13 protein-coding genes and 1 pseudogene are annotated in these 17,827 nt (G+C 62.5%); 6 read left to right on the top strand and 8 right to left on the bottom strand.

Annotated features, from left to right (window positions below; genetic code table 11):
• Positions 1-106 (bottom strand): annotated as a pseudogene (locus tag LG30_RS22285) (IS1595 family transposase); the annotation flags it as partial.
• A gap of 493 nt (positions 107-599) precedes the next feature.
• Here LG30_RS22285 and proV point away from each other — a divergent pair.
• Genes proV through proX form a run of 3 tightly spaced genes read left to right on the top strand, consistent with a single transcriptional unit; the run spans position 600 to position 3,960 of the window.
• Complete coding sequence (gene proV / locus LG30_RS0119870) at positions 600-1,796, top strand: glycine betaine/L-proline ABC transporter ATP-binding protein ProV (protein ID WP_033132427.1); 1,197 nt, start codon at positions 600-602, stop codon at positions 1,794-1,796.
• Entirely contained in the window at positions 1,793-2,962 is a 1,170-nt protein-coding gene (gene proW, locus LG30_RS0119865) for a glycine betaine/L-proline ABC transporter permease ProW (RefSeq protein ID WP_033132426.1), read from the top strand. Before proV ends, proW begins: the two co-directional genes overlap by 4 nt.
• A complete protein-coding gene (gene proX / locus LG30_RS0119860; protein WP_033132425.1) occupies positions 2,959-3,960 on the top strand; it encodes a glycine betaine/L-proline ABC transporter substrate-binding protein ProX in 1,002 nt (333 codons plus the stop codon). Before proW ends, proX begins: the two co-directional genes overlap by 4 nt.
• A gap of 139 nt (positions 3,961-4,099) precedes the next feature.
• Here proX and LG30_RS0119855 read toward each other — a convergent pair whose 3' ends face one another.
• Genes LG30_RS0119855 through LG30_RS0119845 form a run of 3 tightly spaced genes read right to left on the bottom strand, consistent with a single transcriptional unit; the run spans position 4,100 to position 8,410 of the window.
• Positions 4,100-4,906, bottom strand: coding sequence for a phosphoadenylyl-sulfate reductase (locus LG30_RS0119855; protein WP_033132424.1), 807 nt, complete (start codon positions 4,904-4,906; stop codon positions 4,100-4,102).
• Positions 4,896-6,620: an assimilatory sulfite reductase (NADPH) hemoprotein subunit gene (gene cysI, locus LG30_RS0119850; RefSeq protein WP_033132423.1), complete on the bottom strand. Its 1,725-nt coding sequence runs from the start codon at positions 6,618-6,620 to the stop codon at positions 4,896-4,898. Before cysI ends, LG30_RS0119855 begins: the two co-directional genes overlap by 11 nt.
• Positions 6,620-8,410, bottom strand: coding sequence for an assimilatory sulfite reductase (NADPH) flavoprotein subunit (locus tag LG30_RS0119845; protein ID WP_033132422.1), 1,791 nt, complete (start codon positions 8,408-8,410; stop codon positions 6,620-6,622). Before LG30_RS0119845 ends, cysI begins: the two co-directional genes overlap by 1 nt.
• A gap of 185 nt (positions 8,411-8,595) precedes the next feature.
• On the opposite strand from LG30_RS0119845, the gene LG30_RS0119840 reads away from it, so the two are divergent.
• Complete coding sequence (locus LG30_RS0119840; protein ID WP_033132421.1) at positions 8,596-9,402, top strand: PhzF family phenazine biosynthesis protein; 807 nt, start codon at positions 8,596-8,598, stop codon at positions 9,400-9,402.
• A gap of 114 nt (positions 9,403-9,516) precedes the next feature.
• Here the strand turns inward: LG30_RS0119840 and lysS are convergent, their stop codons facing one another.
• Both lysS and prfB read right to left on the bottom strand, forming a co-directional pair.
• Positions 9,517-11,055 (bottom strand): lysine--tRNA ligase, encoded by a 1,539-nt coding sequence (lysS, locus tag LG30_RS0119835; protein WP_033132420.1) that lies wholly within the window; start codon positions 11,053-11,055, stop codon positions 9,517-9,519.
• A gap of 20 nt (positions 11,056-11,075) precedes the next feature.
• A protein-coding gene (gene prfB / locus LG30_RS0119830) for a peptide chain release factor 2 (protein WP_152599390.1) occupies positions 11,076-12,174 on the bottom strand; the annotation gives its coding sequence in 2 pieces (ribosomal slippage) (positions 11,076-12,098 and positions 12,100-12,174; 1,098 coding nt in all).
• Positions 12,175-12,424: 250 nt separating this feature from the next.
• Between prfB and LG30_RS0119825 the strand changes: the two genes are divergently transcribed.
• Positions 12,425-14,296 (top strand): methyl-accepting chemotaxis protein, encoded by a 1,872-nt coding sequence (locus LG30_RS0119825; protein ID WP_033132419.1) that lies wholly within the window; start codon positions 12,425-12,427, stop codon positions 14,294-14,296.
• A gap of 214 nt (positions 14,297-14,510) precedes the next feature.
• On the opposite strand, the gene gltS is transcribed toward LG30_RS0119825, so the two are convergent.
• Positions 14,511-15,710, bottom strand: a complete 1,200-nt coding sequence (gene gltS / locus LG30_RS0119820) for a sodium/glutamate symporter (RefSeq protein WP_033132418.1) — start codon at positions 15,708-15,710, stop codon at positions 14,511-14,513.
• Positions 15,711-16,277: 567 nt separating this feature from the next.
• Here gltS and ansA point away from each other — a divergent pair.
• Positions 16,278-17,285: an asparaginase gene (gene ansA / locus LG30_RS0119815; protein WP_033132417.1), complete on the top strand. Its 1,008-nt coding sequence runs from the start codon at positions 16,278-16,280 to the stop codon at positions 17,283-17,285.
• Between the two features lie 251 nt (positions 17,286-17,536).
• On the opposite strand, the gene LG30_RS0119810 is transcribed toward ansA, so the two are convergent.
• Complete coding sequence (locus LG30_RS0119810; protein ID WP_033132416.1) at positions 17,537-17,815, bottom strand: YeaC family protein; 279 nt, start codon at positions 17,813-17,815, stop codon at positions 17,537-17,539.
• Between the last annotated feature and the right edge of the window lie 12 nt (positions 17,816-17,827).

The following is a 17,827-nucleotide window of genomic DNA, read 5'->3' as shown; positions in this document are numbered from 1 at the left end:
AGGTGATGGGATGGGGAGTTGTGAGTTCATGTTGTGCGAGACGACGCTGGCGCAAGCTGAGCAGTGGGAAGAGAGACAGCAGGTGTTGAAAGGCTTGAGTATCCATGATGGTGGCCTTCAGGGTGATGACCTACTTCAAGGTTAGCCTTTCAACACGTAATTGGGACAGCGCCTTTTTTATGCGGCTTGGTCGTCGCACCCGGCATAGGTTCTCGCTCTGCCCAACCCCCTCCGAATGTTCCCCTCACAGCGATTAAATATAGTTAGTATTGTAATCATTTCGGGGCCCTTCATGGGAGGCAGCCATCCACCCGGGAATGGTCCTCCGCCATGACCCTCACTCGCTTGATTTTGCTCATTAAATGGAATGGTTATGGATTTTTATTGCAAGGATATCATGTTTATTCGGCGTTATTCGGTCATCTGTTGAATTTTTGTTGCTGTAAATAAATTATAAAAATCAGTTGCTTATGAATTTAGTAATTTTTTGGGACTCTTATGGTTCTTTTGTTATTCATGAAAATTGTTTAGTGTAGAAAGTAATTGGTTCGCGTTCGGCAGCAGGAACAGCAATATGCCGGCCATAAAAAAAGGACAATATGACAGTCAAACTCGAAGTCAAATCACTCTATAAAATCTTCGGAGAACATCCGGAAAAGGCCTTCAAATTGCTGGCAAAAGGCCACGACCGCGCCAGCATCCTGCACAAGACAGGACAGACCCTGGGGGTGCAGGGGGTCGATCTGGCCATCCACGAGGGGGAGATCTTTGTGGTGATGGGCCTGTCAGGCTCGGGCAAGTCCACTCTGGTGCGGCTCTTCAACCGCCTCATCGAGCCGACCCGTGGTCAGGTGCTGATCGACGGTGAGGACATCGCCGCCATCTCGGACAGCGAGCTGCGCCAGGTGCGGCGCAAGAAGATCAGCATGGTGTTTCAGTCCTTCGCCCTGATGCCCCACCTGAGCGTGCTGGAAAATACCGCCTTCGGCCTGGAGCTGGCCGGGGTGCCGCTGGCGGAGCGCCAGCAGAGTGCCCGTCAGGCGCTGCATCAGGTGGGCCTGGGGCAGTGGATTGACGCCTACCCCGATGCCCTCTCCGGCGGCATGAAGCAGCGGGTTGGCCTGGCCAGGGCGCTGGCCAACGACCCCGACATCCTGCTGATGGACGAGGCCTTCTCCGCGCTGGATCCGCTGATCCGCACCGAGATGCAGGACGAGCTGCTCAAGCTGCAGGCCAGCCAGCAGCGCACCATCGTCTTCATCTCCCACGATCTGGACGAGGCGATGCGCATCGGCGATCGCATCGCCATCATGCAGGATGGCCAGGTGGTGCAGGTCGGCACCCCGGACGAGATCCTGAACCAGCCCGCCAACGACTATGTGCGCGCCTTCTTTCGCGGGGTGGATCTCGCCAACGTGTTCAGCGCCCGGGATGTGGCCAGTCGCAAGCAGACGCCGCTCATCAAGAAACACACCACGGACGGGCCGGGCAACGCCCTGCGCCAGCTCAAGGAGCTGGAGCGGGAGTACGGCTACGTGGTGGATCGCAGCCGCCACTTCATTGGGGTCGTCTCGGTCGAGTCGCTGAGTCAGGCGGTGCGTGACAGGGGGAGCCTGGAGCAGGCGCTGCTGGCGGACATCCAGCCCATCCTGGCCGACACCTCCCTCAACGAACTCATCAGCCAGGTGGCCGCCGCACCCTGTCAGGTGCCCGTGGTCGAGCAGGATGGCACCTACCTTGGGCTCATCTCCAAGGCTAACCTGCTGAACACCCTGGACAGGAGTTCCCCGCTATGAATTTGATCCCTCACCGTCTGCTGGCCGGCTTGCTGGCACTGTTGTTATTGGCGAGCTGCCCCGCCCGGGCCGACGAGGCCGCGGCCGATCCCTGGGGCGCTGCCACGACCGAAGCTGTGAGCGGCCCTGCGACCGAGGCTGCCAGCGATCCCTGGGGCAGCACGGCGACCGAGGCCGCCGACTGGCAGAACCAGATCGCTTCTGTGGATACCGATGTGGCCATCGACTGGCTGGATCCCTTCCAGCAGGCGCTGGTGCCGCTGGATTCCTGGGTAGAGGGCGGCATCGGCTGGCTGGTGGAGAACCTGCGGCCGCTGTTCCAGCTGATCCGGGCACCGGTGGAGCTGGCTCTGGGGGGCATGACTCACCTGCTGCAATCGGTGCCGTCCGCCCTGATGATAGGCCTGCTGACCCTGATCGCCTGGCAGCTGGTCAACGGCCGCATGGCGCTCGGCACCCTGGTCTCCCTCATCGGGATAGGCCTCATCGGTGCCTGGTCCGATGCCATGGTGACCCTGTCGCTGGTGCTGACATCCCTCTTCTTCTGTGTGTTGATAGGCTTGCCGGTCGGCATCCTGCTGGCCCGCAGCGAGCGGCTCTCCACCTGGACCCGGCCGCTGCTGGATGCCATGCAGACCACCCCGGCCTTCGTCTACCTCATCCCCATCGTCATGCTGTTTGGCATCGGCAACGTGCCCGGGGTGGTGGTGACCGTCATCTTCGCCCTGCCGCCCATGATCCGGTTGACCATGCTGGGGATCCGGCAGGTGCCCACGGATCTGGTGGAGGCGGCCCACTCGTTCGGTGCCAGCCCCTCCCAGCTGCTGTTCAAGGTGCAGTTGCCGCTCGCCATGCCCACCATCATGGCCGGGGTCAACCAGACCCTGATGCTGGCGCTCTCCATGGTGGTGATCGCCTCCATGATCGCGGTCGGCGGTCTGGGCCAGATGGTGCTGCGCGGCATAGGCCGGCTCGACATGGGGCTCGCCTCCATCGGCGGCCTCGGCATAGTGCTGCTGGCCATCGTCCTCGATCGCCTGACCCAGGCCATGGGTCAGCCGGATCGCAGCTGCACCGGTCGCTGGTATCAGCGCGGCCCTCTGGCCCTGCTGCTGCGACTCTGTGGTCGCAACCCATCCATCCAATGCAAAGGAGCAACCTCATGAGACCCATCACCACGCAACTGACCCTGGGCACCCTGCTGTTGAGCACCCTGTTGATGAGCGGGGCTGCCATGGCCAGCGCCACATTGCCGGGGGAGGGCATCAAGGTGCAACCCCTGCAGAGCTCCTTGCCGGAGGAGGCCTTCCAGAGCCTGCTGGTCAGCAAGCTGATGACGCGGCTGGGTTATGAGGTGCGGCCCGCGCAGGAGGTGGACTACAACGTGGCCTACGCCTCGGTGGCGCAGGGGGACGGCACCTTCCTGGCCTTTAACTGGATCCCGTTGCAGGACAACAAGTACGAGCAGGCGGGGGGGGACAAGGTGTTCTTCCGTCAGGGGACCTATGTGGCCGGTGCCGCCCAGGGTTATCTCATCGACAAGAAGACGGCCACTCAATACGGCATCACCAACCTGGGTCAGCTCAAGGATCCCAAGCTGGCGGCGCTGTTTGACGGCGACGGTGACGCCAAGGCGGATCTGGTGGGCTGCAACCCGGGCTGGGGCTGCGAGGGGGCGATCAACCGCCATCTCGACGAGTTCGGCCTGACCCCGACCGTCAGCCACAAGCAGGGCAACTACGCGGCCCTGGTCGCCGACACCCTGGCCCGCTACCAGAGTGGCAAGCCGGTGCTCTATTACACCTGGACGCCCTATTGGCTGAGCAGCGAGCTGGTGCCGGGGCGGGACGTGGTCTGGCTGGAGGTGCCGGCCGATGGCAAGGAGGCGGCCAAGACCCGGCTGCCGAACGGCAAGAACTACGGTTTCACCGTCAACACCATGCACATAGTCGCCAACAAGGCCTTCACCGATGCCAACCCGGCGGCCGCCAAGCTGTTCAGTATCGTCAAGCTGCCGCTGAACGACATCAACATCCAGAATGGGCTGATGAACAAGGGGCAGAACAAACCGGCGGATGTGGAGCGTCATGCGGATGCCTGGCTCAAGGGGCACCAGGCCCAGGTCGACGACTGGCTGGCCCAGGCTCGCGCCGCCGCGCACTGAGCCCGCTCCGCTGCACGATGAGGGAGTGCACAGGCGGCAGCGCCATCCCTGCGCACCGTCCTGCGGAACCTCAGGCATAAAAACGCCCGGCAGTTGCCAGGCGTTGTCTTATTCTCGGGCCGTGCGATGGCGGGCGGGATCAGCGATCGGAGCCGCCTTGTTCGTCGCTCTCCTCGTGCAGGCCGCACTCGCGCTTGAGGCCGAAGAAGCGGGTCTGCTCCTCGCTCATGCCCGGCTCCCACTTGGCGGTGGTGTGCACGTCGCCGACCGACAGATAGCCCTGCTCCCACAGGGGGTGGTAGGGCAGGTCGAACTCCTTGAAGTAGTAGAAGACGTCCTTGTTGCTCCAGTCGATGACCGGCAGGAACTTGAAGCGGCCGCGGGCGATGGCCAGCACCGGCAGCTGGCCCCGGCTGCCGGACTGCTCCCGGCGCAGGCCGGAGAACCAGGTCTGGGCGCCGAGCTCCCGCAGCGCCCTGTCCATGGGCTCCACCTTGTTGAGCTGGTTGTAGCGGGTGATCCCCTCCACGCCTTGCTCCCACAGCTTGCCGAAGCGCGCCTCCTGCCAGGCGGGGGAGTGCTCGGCCCGGTAGACCCGCAAGTTCAGTGCGAGGCGCTCGGTCAGCTCGTCGATGAAGCGATAGGTCTCGGGGAACAGATAACCGGTATCGGTCAGCACCACGGGCACATCGCCGCGCTCCCGGCTCACCAGGTGCAACATCAGCGCGGCCTGGATGCCAAAGCTGGACGACAGCACGTGTTCCCCCGGCAGGTTCGCCAGCGCCCAGCGCACCCGCTCGGGGGCGCTCATGGCTTCCAGCTCCCGATTGATGGGGGCCAGCGCCTCGGTCTGCTGCTCCCGGCCGAGGGCCAGGAGCGCCTGCAGATCGAGCCGCCCGTCGACGGTCAGCTCAGGCAGCCCGCCATCGGTCTGTTCAGGCTGCATAGAAGTCCCTCGCGGAGTCGATGACCGGGGCCACCACCCCTGCGCGGATCACGAAGTCACCGAAGCACTCGGCCCCGTTGCGCTCCTTGGCCCAGCGGCCGATCAAGGTGTCGAGCTCGGCCAGGATCTGCGGCTCTGTGATGTTCTCCTGATAGAGGCGCGGGATCCGGGTCCCCTCCAGGTTGCCACCCAGGTGCAGGTTGTAGCGACCGGGGGCCTTGCCCACCAGCCCCACCTCCGCCAGCATGGCGCGGCCACAGCCGTTGGGGCAGCCGGTGACCCGGAAGATGATGGCGTCCTGGGCCAGGGCGTGTTTGGCCAGCAAGGCTTCGATGTCGGTGACGAAGGCCGGCAGCATGCGCTCGGCTTCTGCCATCGCCAGCGGGCAGGTGGGCAGGGCCACGCAGGCCATGGATTGCTTGCGCTGCTCGCTCACGCCGTCATCCAGCAGGCCGTATTGGCGGGCCAGTTGCTCAATGCGTGCCTTCTCCTTGGAGGGGACGCCGGCGATGATGAGGTTCTGGTTCGCGGTCAGGCGGAAGTCCCCCTGATGCACCTTGGCAATTTCCAGCATGCCGGTCTTGAGGGGCTTGTCCGGGAAGTCCAGCAGGCGACCATTCTCGATGAACAGGGTCAGGTGGTGCTTGCCATCGATCCCCTCGACCCAACCGAAACGATCGCCGCGGCTGGTGAACTCATAGGGACGCACCGGTTCGAAAGCGATACCGGCGCGGCTCTCCACCTCGGCCTTGAAGGCCTCGACGCCGACCCGCTCCAGAGTGTATTTGGTCTTGGCGTTCTTGCGGCTGACCCGGTTGCCCCAGTCGCGCTGGGTACTGACCACGGCGGCTGCCACCTCCAGCACGTGGGAGAGCGGGATGAAACCGAAGTCACTCGCCTTGCGCGGGTAGGTGCTGGTGTCGCCGTGGGTCATGGCAAGACCCCCGCCCACCAGCACGTTGAAGCCCACCAGCTTGCCGTGATCGCTGATGGCCACGAAGTTCAGATCGTTGGCGTGGATGTCCACGTCGTTGTGGGGCGGGATCACCACGGTCGTCTTGAACTTGCGCGGCAGGTAGTTGGATCCCAGGATGGGCTCCTCATCCTCGCCGAGCTTCTCACCGTCCAGCCAGATCTCCACGTAGGCGCGGGTCTTGGGCAGCAGGTGCTCGGAGATCTTCTTGGCCCACTCGTAGGCCTCCTGGTGCAGTTCGGACTCCACCGGGTTGCTGGTGCAGAGCACGTTGCGGTTCACGTCGCCGGCGGTGGCGATGGAATCGATACCGGTGCTGTTCAGGGTCTGGTGCATCAGCTTGATGTCGCGCTTCAAGACACCGTGGAACTGGAAGGTCTGACGGGTGGTGAGGCGGATGCTGCCGTACAGGCTGTGCTCCTCGGCAAACTTGTCGATCACCTGCCACTGGGCCGGGGTGATGATGCCGCCGGGCAGGCGAGCCCGCAGCATGACGTTGTGCAGCGGCTCCAGCTTCTGGGCGGTGCGCTCGGCGCGGATGTCTCTGTCATCCTGCTGATACATGCCGTGGAAGCGGATCAGCTGGAAGTTGTCACCGTTGAAGCCGCCGGTGAGCGGGTCCTGAAGATCCTTCTCTATGGTGCCGCGCAGGAAGTTGCTTTCACGCTTGAGGCGCTCGTTGTCGGACAATGGCCCTTCAACCGGTCCTGCTTCTTGCTTCGAGATTGTTTGCTTGCTCATCAATAGACATCCCTTTGATAACGTTTGGCACGACGCAATTCGCTCAGATACTCTTCTGCTTCCTCATGGCTCTTGTGACCATGTTCGGCAATCACCTCCAGCAGGGCCTGCTGCACATCTTTCGCCATGTGGTTGGCATCGCCACAGACGTAGAAGTGGGCGCCGGCCTCCAGCCACTGGTAGAGCTCGAGGCCCGCCTCGCGCAGTCTGTCCTGCACATAGATCTTGTGGCCCTGATCCCGGCTGAAGGCCAGGGAAATTTTCGACAGCAGGCCGGATTTCACATAGCGCTGCCACTCCACCTGATAGAGGAAGTCCTGGGTGAAGTGGGGGTTGCCGAAGAACAGCCAGTTCTTGCCCTCTGCCCCTGTGGTTTCCCGCTCCTGCAGGAAGGCGCGGAACGGCGCTATGCCGGTGCCGGGGCCCACCATGATGACGGGGGTATCCGGGCTCGTCGGCAGGCGGAAGTTGTCGTTGTGCTCCACGAACACCCGCACTTCGGCCTCTTCCGGCAACCTGTCCGCCAGATAGGAGGAGGCGCCGCCCGAGCGCAGGGTGCCATCGGCCTGGGGATGGCGCACCACCCCCACGGTCAGGTGAACTTCCTCTTCCACCTCGCTCTGGGCGGAGGCGATGGAGTAGAGGCGGGGGGTCAACGGGCGCAGCAGGCTGACCAGCTGCTCGGCGCTGAGCTTGGCCGGGAAGCGTTTCAATACATCCACCACCTGGGCCGCAGCGACCAGGGCATTGACCTGGGCCTTGTCCCCCGCCAGGTCCTTCAGGGCGGCGTTGCCAGAGATGTCGGCCAGGCCTGTGATAAAGCCGCCGTGCAGTCGGGTCAGCTCGAAGTGACGGGTCAGGGCTTCGCGCAGGGGGCCCTTGGAGGTGACTTCATCACCGCGCAGCTCGGTCAGAGCCAGCACCTCGCCCACCAGACTGGCATCGTTGTCGAACCAGATGCCGAGGGCGTCGCCGGGTTGATACTGGATGCCGGATTCCTCAAGGTTGATCTCGATATGGCGGATGTCCTTGGTGGAATCGCGGCCGGTGATCTTCTGATTGACCGACAACCGCGCCGGGAAGGGATTCTCCTTGTGATACTGGCTGTGACCGACGGCACTTTGTACCGCACCGGCCACACTGGCGGTTGCCGTGCCGGCAGAGAGGGTCGTGGCGATGGCCTTGACCGCCTGCTCGCTCCAGGCCTTGGCAGCCGCCTGGTAGTCCACATCCAGGCTCGCGAGCTCATAAATGCGTTCGGCCCCTGCTTTGGCGAGGAAGCCGTCGAAGTCCTTGCCGGTCTGGCAGAAGAATTCATAGGAGCTGTCGCCAAGGCCCAGTACCGCGAATTTGAGACCCTCGAGTTTGCCTATCTTGCCCTTCTTGAGCTGCTCGAACAGATCGACCGCGCTCTCCGGCGGCTCACCCTCCCCGTAAGTGCTCACTACCACCAGCAGGTGGCTCTCTTTCTTGAGCTGCTTGGGTTTGTAATCGGCCATGGAGACCAGGGTCACCGGCAGGCCCTGAGCCTCGGCCTGTTTCTGGATAGCGGCGGCCGCGCCCTTGGCGTTGCCGGTCTGGGAGCCGTAGAGGATGGTCAGGCTGCCACCCGCCGCCGGGCTGGCCGCGGTGCCGGTGACCGGCTGGCTGCCGGACTGGGAGAGGCCGTAGAGATAACCGCTCACCCAGGCCAGTTGCTGGGTGTTGAGGGTCGAGAGGACCTGGTTCAGTTGGCGCTGCTGCTCATCGGAGAGCGGGCTCAGGTTGGGTAAAGGGGCTGTCAATTGCATCACACAGGTCTTCCATGGTCTGATTTTTAGTCAGGGTAAGGGGCCTGATGAATGACAACAAAGAATATAAACTTATTCTTTATGCTATTTATGAATTTAGAAAGTCATCAGACTGCCCGGTGCCGGGGCTCGGTGGTATAAAAGAGCTGTAATGAATCCCTTTATGCCGCCTCACAGGACACCCCATGTCGACGACCAAACTGTTTCATGTCAATGCCTTCAGTCAGCGCCCCTTTGGCGGAAACCCGGCCGTGGTGGTGTTGGGGCCGGAGCGGTCCGATGCCGAGCTGCAAGCCATGGCGGCCGAGTTCAACCTGTCGGAGACCGCCTTCCTCACGCCGATAGGAAAAGCGCACTATGGGCTGCGCTGGTTTACCCCGGCGCTGGAGGTGGATCTCTGTGGCCACGGCACCCTGGCGGCGGCCCACGCCCTCTGGGAGGCCGGGCTGGCGGCGGTTGACGAGGTACTGCGCTTCGAGACTCGCAGCGGCGTCTTGACCGCGGCGCGGGAGGGTGACTGGATCTGGCTCGACTTCCCCCGTCTCTCGCTTGCGCCCCTGACCCTGGATTCGGCCTACGCCGCCACGCTCGGCTGTCAGCCGCTGCAAACCCTGGCCGTCGGCGCCAAGTTCCTGCTGGAGCTGGCAAGCGAGGAGGAGGTGAGGGCGCTCAAACCGGACTTTCACGCCCTGCGGGCCCTGCCCGGTCGCGGCCTGATGGTGACAGCGCCCTCCAGCCGCACGGACGATGACTTCGTCTCCCGCTACTTCGCCCCCTGGGTCGGGGTGGAGGAGGATCCGGTCACTGGCTCCAATCACAGCGCTCTGGTGCCGTTCTGGGCCGAACGGCTCGACAAGACCCAACTGAAGGCTCGCCAGATCTCGGCGCGGGGCGGAGAGTTGCAACTGCGGCTGGAGGGGGACAGGGTGTTGATGGCGGGTCGGGCGCTGACCCTGTGGCAGGGGGAGTGGCTGCTGCCGCCCGCCCCATAAGCTGCCAGCCGGGTGTACCGGTTCGCCGGCAGTTTCTCTTGTCCATAAAAAACGCCCTGCAGATGCGGGGCGTTTCGTTGCCATCGAGGGGCAGGCGAGGCCTGCGCCTCGGGCTTATTTCTGTTGCGGGCGCAGGGCCGGGAACAGGATGACGTCGCGGATGGTGTGGCTGTTGGTGAACAGCATCACCAGGCGGTCGATACCGATGCCCTGACCGGCGGTCGGCGGCAGACCGTGTTCCAGCGCGGTCACGAAGTCGGCGTCGTAGAACATGGCTTCGTCGTCACCGGCTTCTTTCTGGTTCACCTGATCCTGGAAGCGCTTGGCCTGATCTTCCGCATCGTTCAGCTCGGAGAAGCCGTTGGCCAGCTCGCGGCCACCGATGAAGAACTCGAAGCGGTCGGTCACGTCCGGGTTCTGGTCGTTGCGACGGGCCAGCGGGGAAACGGCGGCCGGGTACTCGGTGATGAAGGTCGGTTGCAGCAGCATGTGCTCCACCGTCTCTTCGAAGATGGCGGTGATCACGTGACCCAGTTCCCAGCCTTTCATCAGATCGATGTGCAGACGCTTGGCGACGGCCTTGGCGCTCTCCAGGGTAGACAGATCTTCCAGCGTCACGCCCTCGGCGTACTTCAGGATGGAGTCCACCATGGTGAGGCGCTGGAACGGCTGACCGAAGTCGATGGTCAGGCCCTCTTCGCCCTCTTTGGCGTAATGGATCTTGGTGTCACCCAGGATGTCCTGGGCCAGGGTGCGCAGCAGCTCCTCGGTGAGATCCATCAGATCGATGTAATCGGCATAGGCCATGTAGAACTCGATCATGGTGAACTCGGGGTTGTGACGCACCGAGATGCCTTCGTTACGGAAGTTGCGGTTGATCTCGTACACGCGCTCGAAACCACCGACCACCAGCCGCTTCAGATAGAGCTCGGGGGCGATACGCAGGTACATGTCGATGTCCAGCGCATTGTGGTGAGTGACGAACGGACGCGCGGAGGCACCACCCGGGATGACCTGCATCATGGGGGTTTCCACTTCCATGAAGCGCTTCTCGTTGAAGAACTTGCGGATGCCGGAGACCACCTGGGTGCGGATCATGAAGGTCTTGCGGGACTCTTCGTTGGCGATCAGATCCAGGTAACGCTGGCGGCAGCGCGCTTCCTGATCGGTCAGGCCCTTGTGCTTCTCGGGCAGCGGACGCAGCGCCTTGGTCAGCAGACGGATGGTGGAGACGTGGACGGAGAGCTCGCCGGTGTTGGTGCGGAACAGGGTCCCTTCCACGCCGACGATGTCGCCCAGATCCCACTTCTTGAACTGCTCGTTGTAGAAGCCTTCCGGCAGATCGTCACGGGTCACGTAGATCTGGATCTTGCCAGCCATGTCCTGCAGGGTCGCAAAGGAAGCCTTACCCATGATCCGGCGGGTCATGATACGACCGGCAATCTTCACCCGTTTACCCAAGGCCGTCAGCTCGTCGGCGCTCTTGTCGCCAAACTCGGCGTGCAGATCGCCGGACAGGCTGTCACGACGGAAGTCGTTGGGGAAGGGATTGCCCTGGGCGCGCAGGGCAGCCAGCTTGGAGCGACGCTCGGTCATCTCGTTGTTCAGTTCGAGCTGATTCTCGACTGCCGGAGTGGTGGTTTGTTCAGACATGGTGATTCCTGCTGCTCTGTTTACAGGCCTGATTTCAGGCTGGCTTCGATAAACTTGTCCAAGTCGCCGTCGAGTACCGATTGGGTATTACGGGTCTCGACGCCGGTGCGCAGATCCTTGATACGGGCATCATCGAGCACGTAAGAGCGGATCTGACTGCCCCAGCCGATATCGGACTTGGTCTCTTCGAGGGCTTGCTTCTCAGCGTTCTGCTTCTGAATTTCCAGCTCGTAGAGCTTGGCCTTCAGCTGCTTCATACACTGATCTTTGTTCTTGTGCTGGGAACGGTCGTTCTGGCACTGCACCACCACCCCGGTCGGGATGTGGGTGATACGCACCGCGGACTCGGTCCGGTTGACGTGCTGACCACCGGCGCCGGAGGCACGGTAGACGTCGATGCGCAGATCCGCCGGGTTGATGTCGATCTCGATGTCGTCGTCGATCTCGGGGTAGACGAACACCGAGCAGAACGAGGTATGACGACGGCCACCCGAGTCGAACGGTGATTTACGGACCAGGCGGTGCACGCCGGTCTCGGTGCGCAGCCAGCCGAACGCATACTCGCCGGTGAACTTGACGGTGGCGGACTTGATGCCGGCCACGTCGCCGTCAGACAGCTCGATCAGCTCCGGCTTGTAGCCGTGGGCATCGCCCCAGCGCAGGTACATGCGCAGCACCATGTTGGCCCAGTCCTGGGCCTCGGTGCCACCGGAACCGGACTGGATGTCGATGTAGCAGTCGGAGCCATCGTGCTGGCCGGAGAACATGCGGCGGAATTCGAGATCCACCAGCTTGGCTTCCAGGCCATCGGCCTCGACCACGGCTTCGTTGAAGGTCTCTTCATCTTCCCCTTCGACAGCCAGGCTCACCAGCATCTCCACATCATCGACACCCTGGGTCAGGGTATCTATGGTGCTGACCACGTTTTCGAGCGACACGCGCTCTTTGCCCAGCGCCTGTGCGCGCTCTGGCTCATTCCAGACATCCGGCTGTTCCAGCTCGGCATTGACCTCTTCTAGACGCTCTTTCTTGGCGTCATAGTCAAAGGTACCCCCTAAGCAGCTCGGTCCTCTCAGACAGCTCCTTAAGCTTGTTTAATACAGGATTGACTTCAAACATCGTGAAAACTCTCGGGGTCGATGTGATTTAAAAACGGGATATTCTAGCCAATTGCGGAAGGAATAAACAGGGTTGGCTGGCTCGGGTCGCCTACTGTGATCAATTTCTGCCGTCATTTTCCCCTTTGCGAGGAAAATATCGTCGATTGCCCCACTCCCCGCTTCAGTTTGGCACCGCCCGGCCGTTAACAACGCACAGTGCCACGCACTTTCCGAGCAATCCTGTTCCTGACCCAAAAGAAGAACATACGATGAACAATCTATCACTCAAGCAGAAGATACTGTTGTCTGTGGTGATCGCCCTGTCGCTGGTGATCCTGCTGCTCTCCTGGCAGAGCTATACCAGTCAGAAGTCCCTGCTGCTGCAAGGCAGCCAGGAGCAGGTGCAACGCCTCGGCAGCCAGCAGGCGGAACGGATCAGCGACTGGCTCTCCGCCCGTCGTGACGTGATCCAGGCGCTGGGCAACAAGGCCAGCCCCGAGCCCCTCAACGCGCTGCAACAGGCCCAGGTGTCCGGCCGCTTCCAGCTCACCTATTTCGGTGAGGGCAGTGGCAAGATGAACGACTCCGATCCCTCCATCAACCGTGACGGTTACGATCCCCGCTCCCGCGGCTGGTATCAGGAGGCCATGGGCAAGGGCGGCCTGATCGTGACCAAGCCCTATCTGGACGTGGCCTACAACATCATGGTGGTGACCCTGGCCCAGCCCGCGCAGGGCGGGGTGGTCGGCGGCGATCTCTCCATCGCCTCCCTGGTGGAAGATGTCACCCGGATGAAACTGCCCGCCGACGGCATGGCCATCATGATGCACAAGGATGGCACCGTCATCGCGTACAAGGACGCGGCCAAGGCGATGAAGCCAGCCACCGAGATCGACAACGATCTGACCAACGGCCTGATCGAGCAGAGCAAGGCGAGCCAGAGCCTGGTGCCGGCCTACTTCGACAACGAGGGCCGCGACAAGCTGCTGTGGGCGGTGGACATCCCGGACACCGACTGGGAGCTGGTGCTGGTGCTGGACAAGGCCACCCTGGAGGCGCCGCTCTCCTCCCTGCTGATGACCCAGCTTGGCCTGGCCCTGCTGGTGCTGGTGGGCAGCATCCTCGCCATCTCTTGGCTGGTCAGCCTGCTGCTCGGCCCGCTCGGCAAGGTTTCCCAGGCTCTGGCCCGCATCGCCGACGGTAACGGCGATCTGACCCAGCGCATCAAGATCGACGCCAACGACGAGGTGGGTCAGCTGGCCAACAGCTTCAACCGCTTCGTCGGCAGCCAGCATCAGCTGATCGGCAACATCCGCCAGCTCGCGAACGAGCTGAACGCCGATGCGGAGCGCAGTCTGGTGACCAACCAGGCCGCGGTCGAAGAGTTGCAGCGCCAGCAACAGGAGGTGACCATGGTCGCCACCGCGGTCACCGAGATGGCGAGCGCCACCATGGAGATCGCCGGCAACGCCGAGAACACCGCCGCCGCCGCCCAGCAATCCGCCCAGAGCAGCGAGCAGGGCAAGATGTTGGTGAACCAGACCCGTCAGTCCATCAACAGCCTGGCGGAGGAAGTGGGTCAGGCCACCGGCGTCATCGGCGAGCTGAGCCGCCATGCCCAGGCCATCTCCGGCATCCTCTCCACCATCCAGGGCATCGCCGAGCAGACCAACCTGCTGGCGCTGAACGCGGCCATCGAGGCGGCCCGTGCCGGTGAACAGGGTCGTGGCTTCGCGGTGGTGGCGGACGAGGTGCGGGTACTGTCCCGTCGTACTCAGGACTCCACCCAGGAGATCCAGTCCACCATAGAGACGCTGCAGCAGACCACGGCCCGTGCGGTGAGCCTGATGCAGACCAGCCAGGGGCTGGCGGACAACAGCGTGAAGGACGCCGATGCCGCCGCCGCCGCGCTGGAGGAGATCACCCAGGCGGTCTCGCTCATCTCCGACATGGCGGGTCAGATCGCCACCGCCGCCGAGGAGCAGACCCAGGTGACCGGCGAGATCACCCAGAACACCACCGCCATCAAGGATGTGAGTGACGAGATCACCGCCGCCGCCATGCGGGACCTGGATCAGGCGCAGGGCCTCAAGGGCCGTGCCACCAATCTGAACCAGCAGGTCTCGACCTTTATCCTGTAAGGGAGGCTCAGGAAGCGGCGCCACCCCGGCGCCTCATGCAAAAGCCCCGTACCAGAGTGCGGGGTTTTTTGTTGTCCACCATCTGGCCAATGCCCCGGGCGCCCCCTGGCTGTCGCTGGCGTGGGCTGCATCATGGGGGCCGTGCCGGTGGGAGCCAGCAAGCAAAGAGCCCACCAAAAGGTGGGCTCTGTCATATGGGGTCTGGCGCGGCGCGTTACAGGAAGGGCATCGCCAGGAACAGCTTGATCACCATGGCGTTGATGATGTCGATGAAGAAGGCACCGACCATGGGCACCACCAGGAACGCCATGTGGGACGGGCCGAAGCGCTGGGTGATGGCCTGCATGTTGGCAATGGCGGTCGGGGTAGCCCCGAGACCGAAGCCGCAGTGGCCCGCCGCCAGCACGGCCGCATCGTAGTTGCTGCCCATGACCTTGAAGGTGACGAAGCTGGCATAGAGCGCCATCGCTATGGTCTGGACGGCCAGCAGGATGAAGATGGGCAGGGCCAGGCTCGCCAGATCCCACAGCTTCAGGCTCATCAGGGCCATGGCGAGGAACAGCGACAGGCTGACGTTGCCGAGCAAGGAGACTTCCCGATCGCTCACCTCGTGCCACTTGAGCAGGGCCAGCATGTTGCGCAGCAAGACGCCGGTGAACAGCACGCAGACGAAGACCGGCAGCTCGAAGACGCTGCCCTTGAGGTAAAGGGAGAGCAGCTCGCCTCCCTTCAGGCAGATGGCGATCAGCGCCACCGTCTCGATCAGGCTGTAGGTGGTGATGGGGCGTTCCATCTCCGGCATCTCGAAGCCCTGGGGAGCTTCGTCCTGGTTGTGCTCGGCGCCGGGCACCTGCACCTTCTTCACCAGGTGACGCGCGACGGGGCCGCCGATCAGGCCACCCAGCACCAGACCGAAGGTGGCACAGGCCATGGCCAGTTCGGTGGCGGATTGCAGGCCGTACTTTTCACTGAAGATGGCGCCCCAGGCCGCGCCTGTGCCGTGGCCGCCGGAGAGGGTAATGGAGCCGGCCAGCAGTCCCATCAGCGGATCCAGGCCGAGCAGGGTGGCCAGACCCACCCCCAGCACGTTCTGCATCAGCAGCAGGCCGGTCACCACCAGCAGGAAGGTGAATACCGCCTTGCCGCCCCGTTTGAGGCTTCCCAGATCGGCAGAAAGACCGATGGAGGCGAAGAAGGCCAGCATCAGCGGCGTCTGGAATGCGGTATCGAAGCGCAGTTCCACGTCCATGCTGGCACGTAGCAGCACCAGCACCAGGGCGACCAGCAGGCCCCCTGCCACCGGTTTGGGGATGCTGAAAGTGCGCAGTACGTTGATCCGGTTGACCAGGGATCGGCCGAGCAGCAGCACCAGAGTGGCGGCGACCAGAGTGGCGTAGGAATCAAGTTGTATCATTCGGTACTCCCATGTTGATTGGCTGTGTCTTCGCTGATGAAGACGCACAGATTCAGCCGGGATGAAAAACAGTGTGGCTAAGACGCCAATTTCAGGAGGGGCGACAGGCCCCACCCCATGTGGATATGGGGTTTATACGAGCCTGATTCCATCAGGCATCCAGAGGTGATTTAATCAAAATCCGCCGGATAGTAGCAAAAAATACCAACTCCATCCATATTTGTCAGATTAATGGTTGTTTTTTAACATTGTTGTGATATTTATCACTTTTTAAGAAAGCCGGATCCGGCCCTAAAAAACCTGCCGGCGACGCTCCTTTTTGGGCGTCGACTTTGATGGCCAGACGGCTTAGATGCCATCGACAAATGGGCGATGACGAGGTTGGTTGCTCACTGCCTCATTCGCCCGTTGCCGGCTCATAGCGAGGCGAGCGACATGATGCGAAACGGCCGCTTTGCCAGCGGGTGACGACTCGCCGCTTTCCCGTCTGGGAGAGGAATAGGAAGTGAAGAAATCGGGTGATCCCTATATGATTTGCCGGTTTCCAGCCCATAGAGAGGAGAGGGTGTGAAGAAGTCGATCTACATCGCCTACACAGGCGGTACCATAGGGATGCAGCGTTCCGATCACGGCTATGTGCCGATGGCGGGCTTCATGGAAGATTGCCTGGCGCGGATGCCCGAATTCCACCGGCCCGAGATGCCGTCCTACCACATTCACGAATATGCTCCCCTCATCGACTCCTCCGACATGACCCCGGCGGACTGGCAGCGCATCGCCGAGGACATTAAAGGCAACTACGAGAAATACGACGGCTTCGTGATCCTGCACGGCACCGACACCATGTCGTTCACCGCCTCGGCGCTCTCCTTCATGCTGGAGGACTTGCACAAGCCGGTCATCATCACCGGCTCCCAGATCCCCCTCGCCGAGCTGCGCTCCGACGGTCAGCAGAACCTGCTCAATGCCCTCTATATCGCGGCCAACTACCCGATCCATGAGGTGACGCTGTTCTTCAACAACCAGCTCTATCGCGGCAACCGCAGCAAGAAGGTGCACGCGGACGGCTTCCACGCCTTCGACTCGCCGAACTACCCGCCGCTGCTCAACGCCGGCATCGCCATCTCCCTGGAGGCGGGGGAGCTGGGACTGCCCTCCGATCGTGCCCTGGTGCTGCACGACATCACCCCCCAGCCCATCGGCGTGGTGACCCTCTATCCCGGCATCTCGGCGGAGGTGATCGCCAACATACTGCAGCAGCCGGTGCGGGCGCTGATCCTGCTCTCCTTCGGGGTGGGCAATGCGCCGCAGAACCCGGCCATGCTGGCGCTCTTGTCCGAGGCCTCGGCCCGGGGCGTCATCATAGTCAACCTGAGCCAGTGCCTGCACGGCAAGGTCAACATGGGGGGCTATGCCACCGGCAACGCCCTCTCCCGGGCCGGGGTCATCTCCGGCTTCGACATGACCGCCGAGGCGGCGCTGACCAAGCTGCACTTCCTGCTGAGCCAGGACTTGCCGGCGCCGCGCATCCGCGAGCTGATGCAGCAATCTCTGCGCGGCGAGCTGACGCCCTGAGAAACTGTCCACGATCTTACTGCGAAGCCGTGATCAAGGCTCATGTGCTGCTCGCGTGTTTGTGAACAAGAGGGCTCACGTATATCTATACGCTCCGGTTCCTGCGCTGCTCTTCACCTTGCTGACGCCTTCTCGCGACAGGTCGTGAACAGCTTCTGGCCTCCTCACCATGAGGGGGAGAGGAAAAGAGAGGGGAGCCATTATGGCTCCCCTCTTTGCTATGGCGTGCGAGCCAGGGCTCGCGGCAAGGCTCAGTGACTGATCTCGATACGGACTATCTCTTCCTCGTCACGATACTGACGCTTGAGCTCGCTCTTGCTCTTCATCACTATCTCGCCGTCGCGGCCTATGTTCATGTGCTCGGGATCTTCAAGGTGCATCGCCTGCCAGGCCATCACGGCCTGCAGCGAGGTGGCCTTCTGCTCCTCGGTGAGGGGTTGGCCATCGGGCCACTTGCCGAGCTCGACCGCGGTCTTGAGCCGCTCGTACACTTCCCTGGGCATCTGCCCTATGACTTGCTGAAATGACATCCGGCCTCTCCT

The sequence above is a fragment of the Aeromonas aquatica genome (genome assembly GCF_000764655.1).
In the GTDB taxonomy this organism is placed as follows: domain Bacteria; phylum Pseudomonadota; class Gammaproteobacteria; order Enterobacterales; family Aeromonadaceae; genus Aeromonas; species Aeromonas aquatica.
The sequence above is the reverse complement of the archived record's forward strand: the minus strand, read 5'-3'. Positions and strand labels throughout refer to the sequence as shown.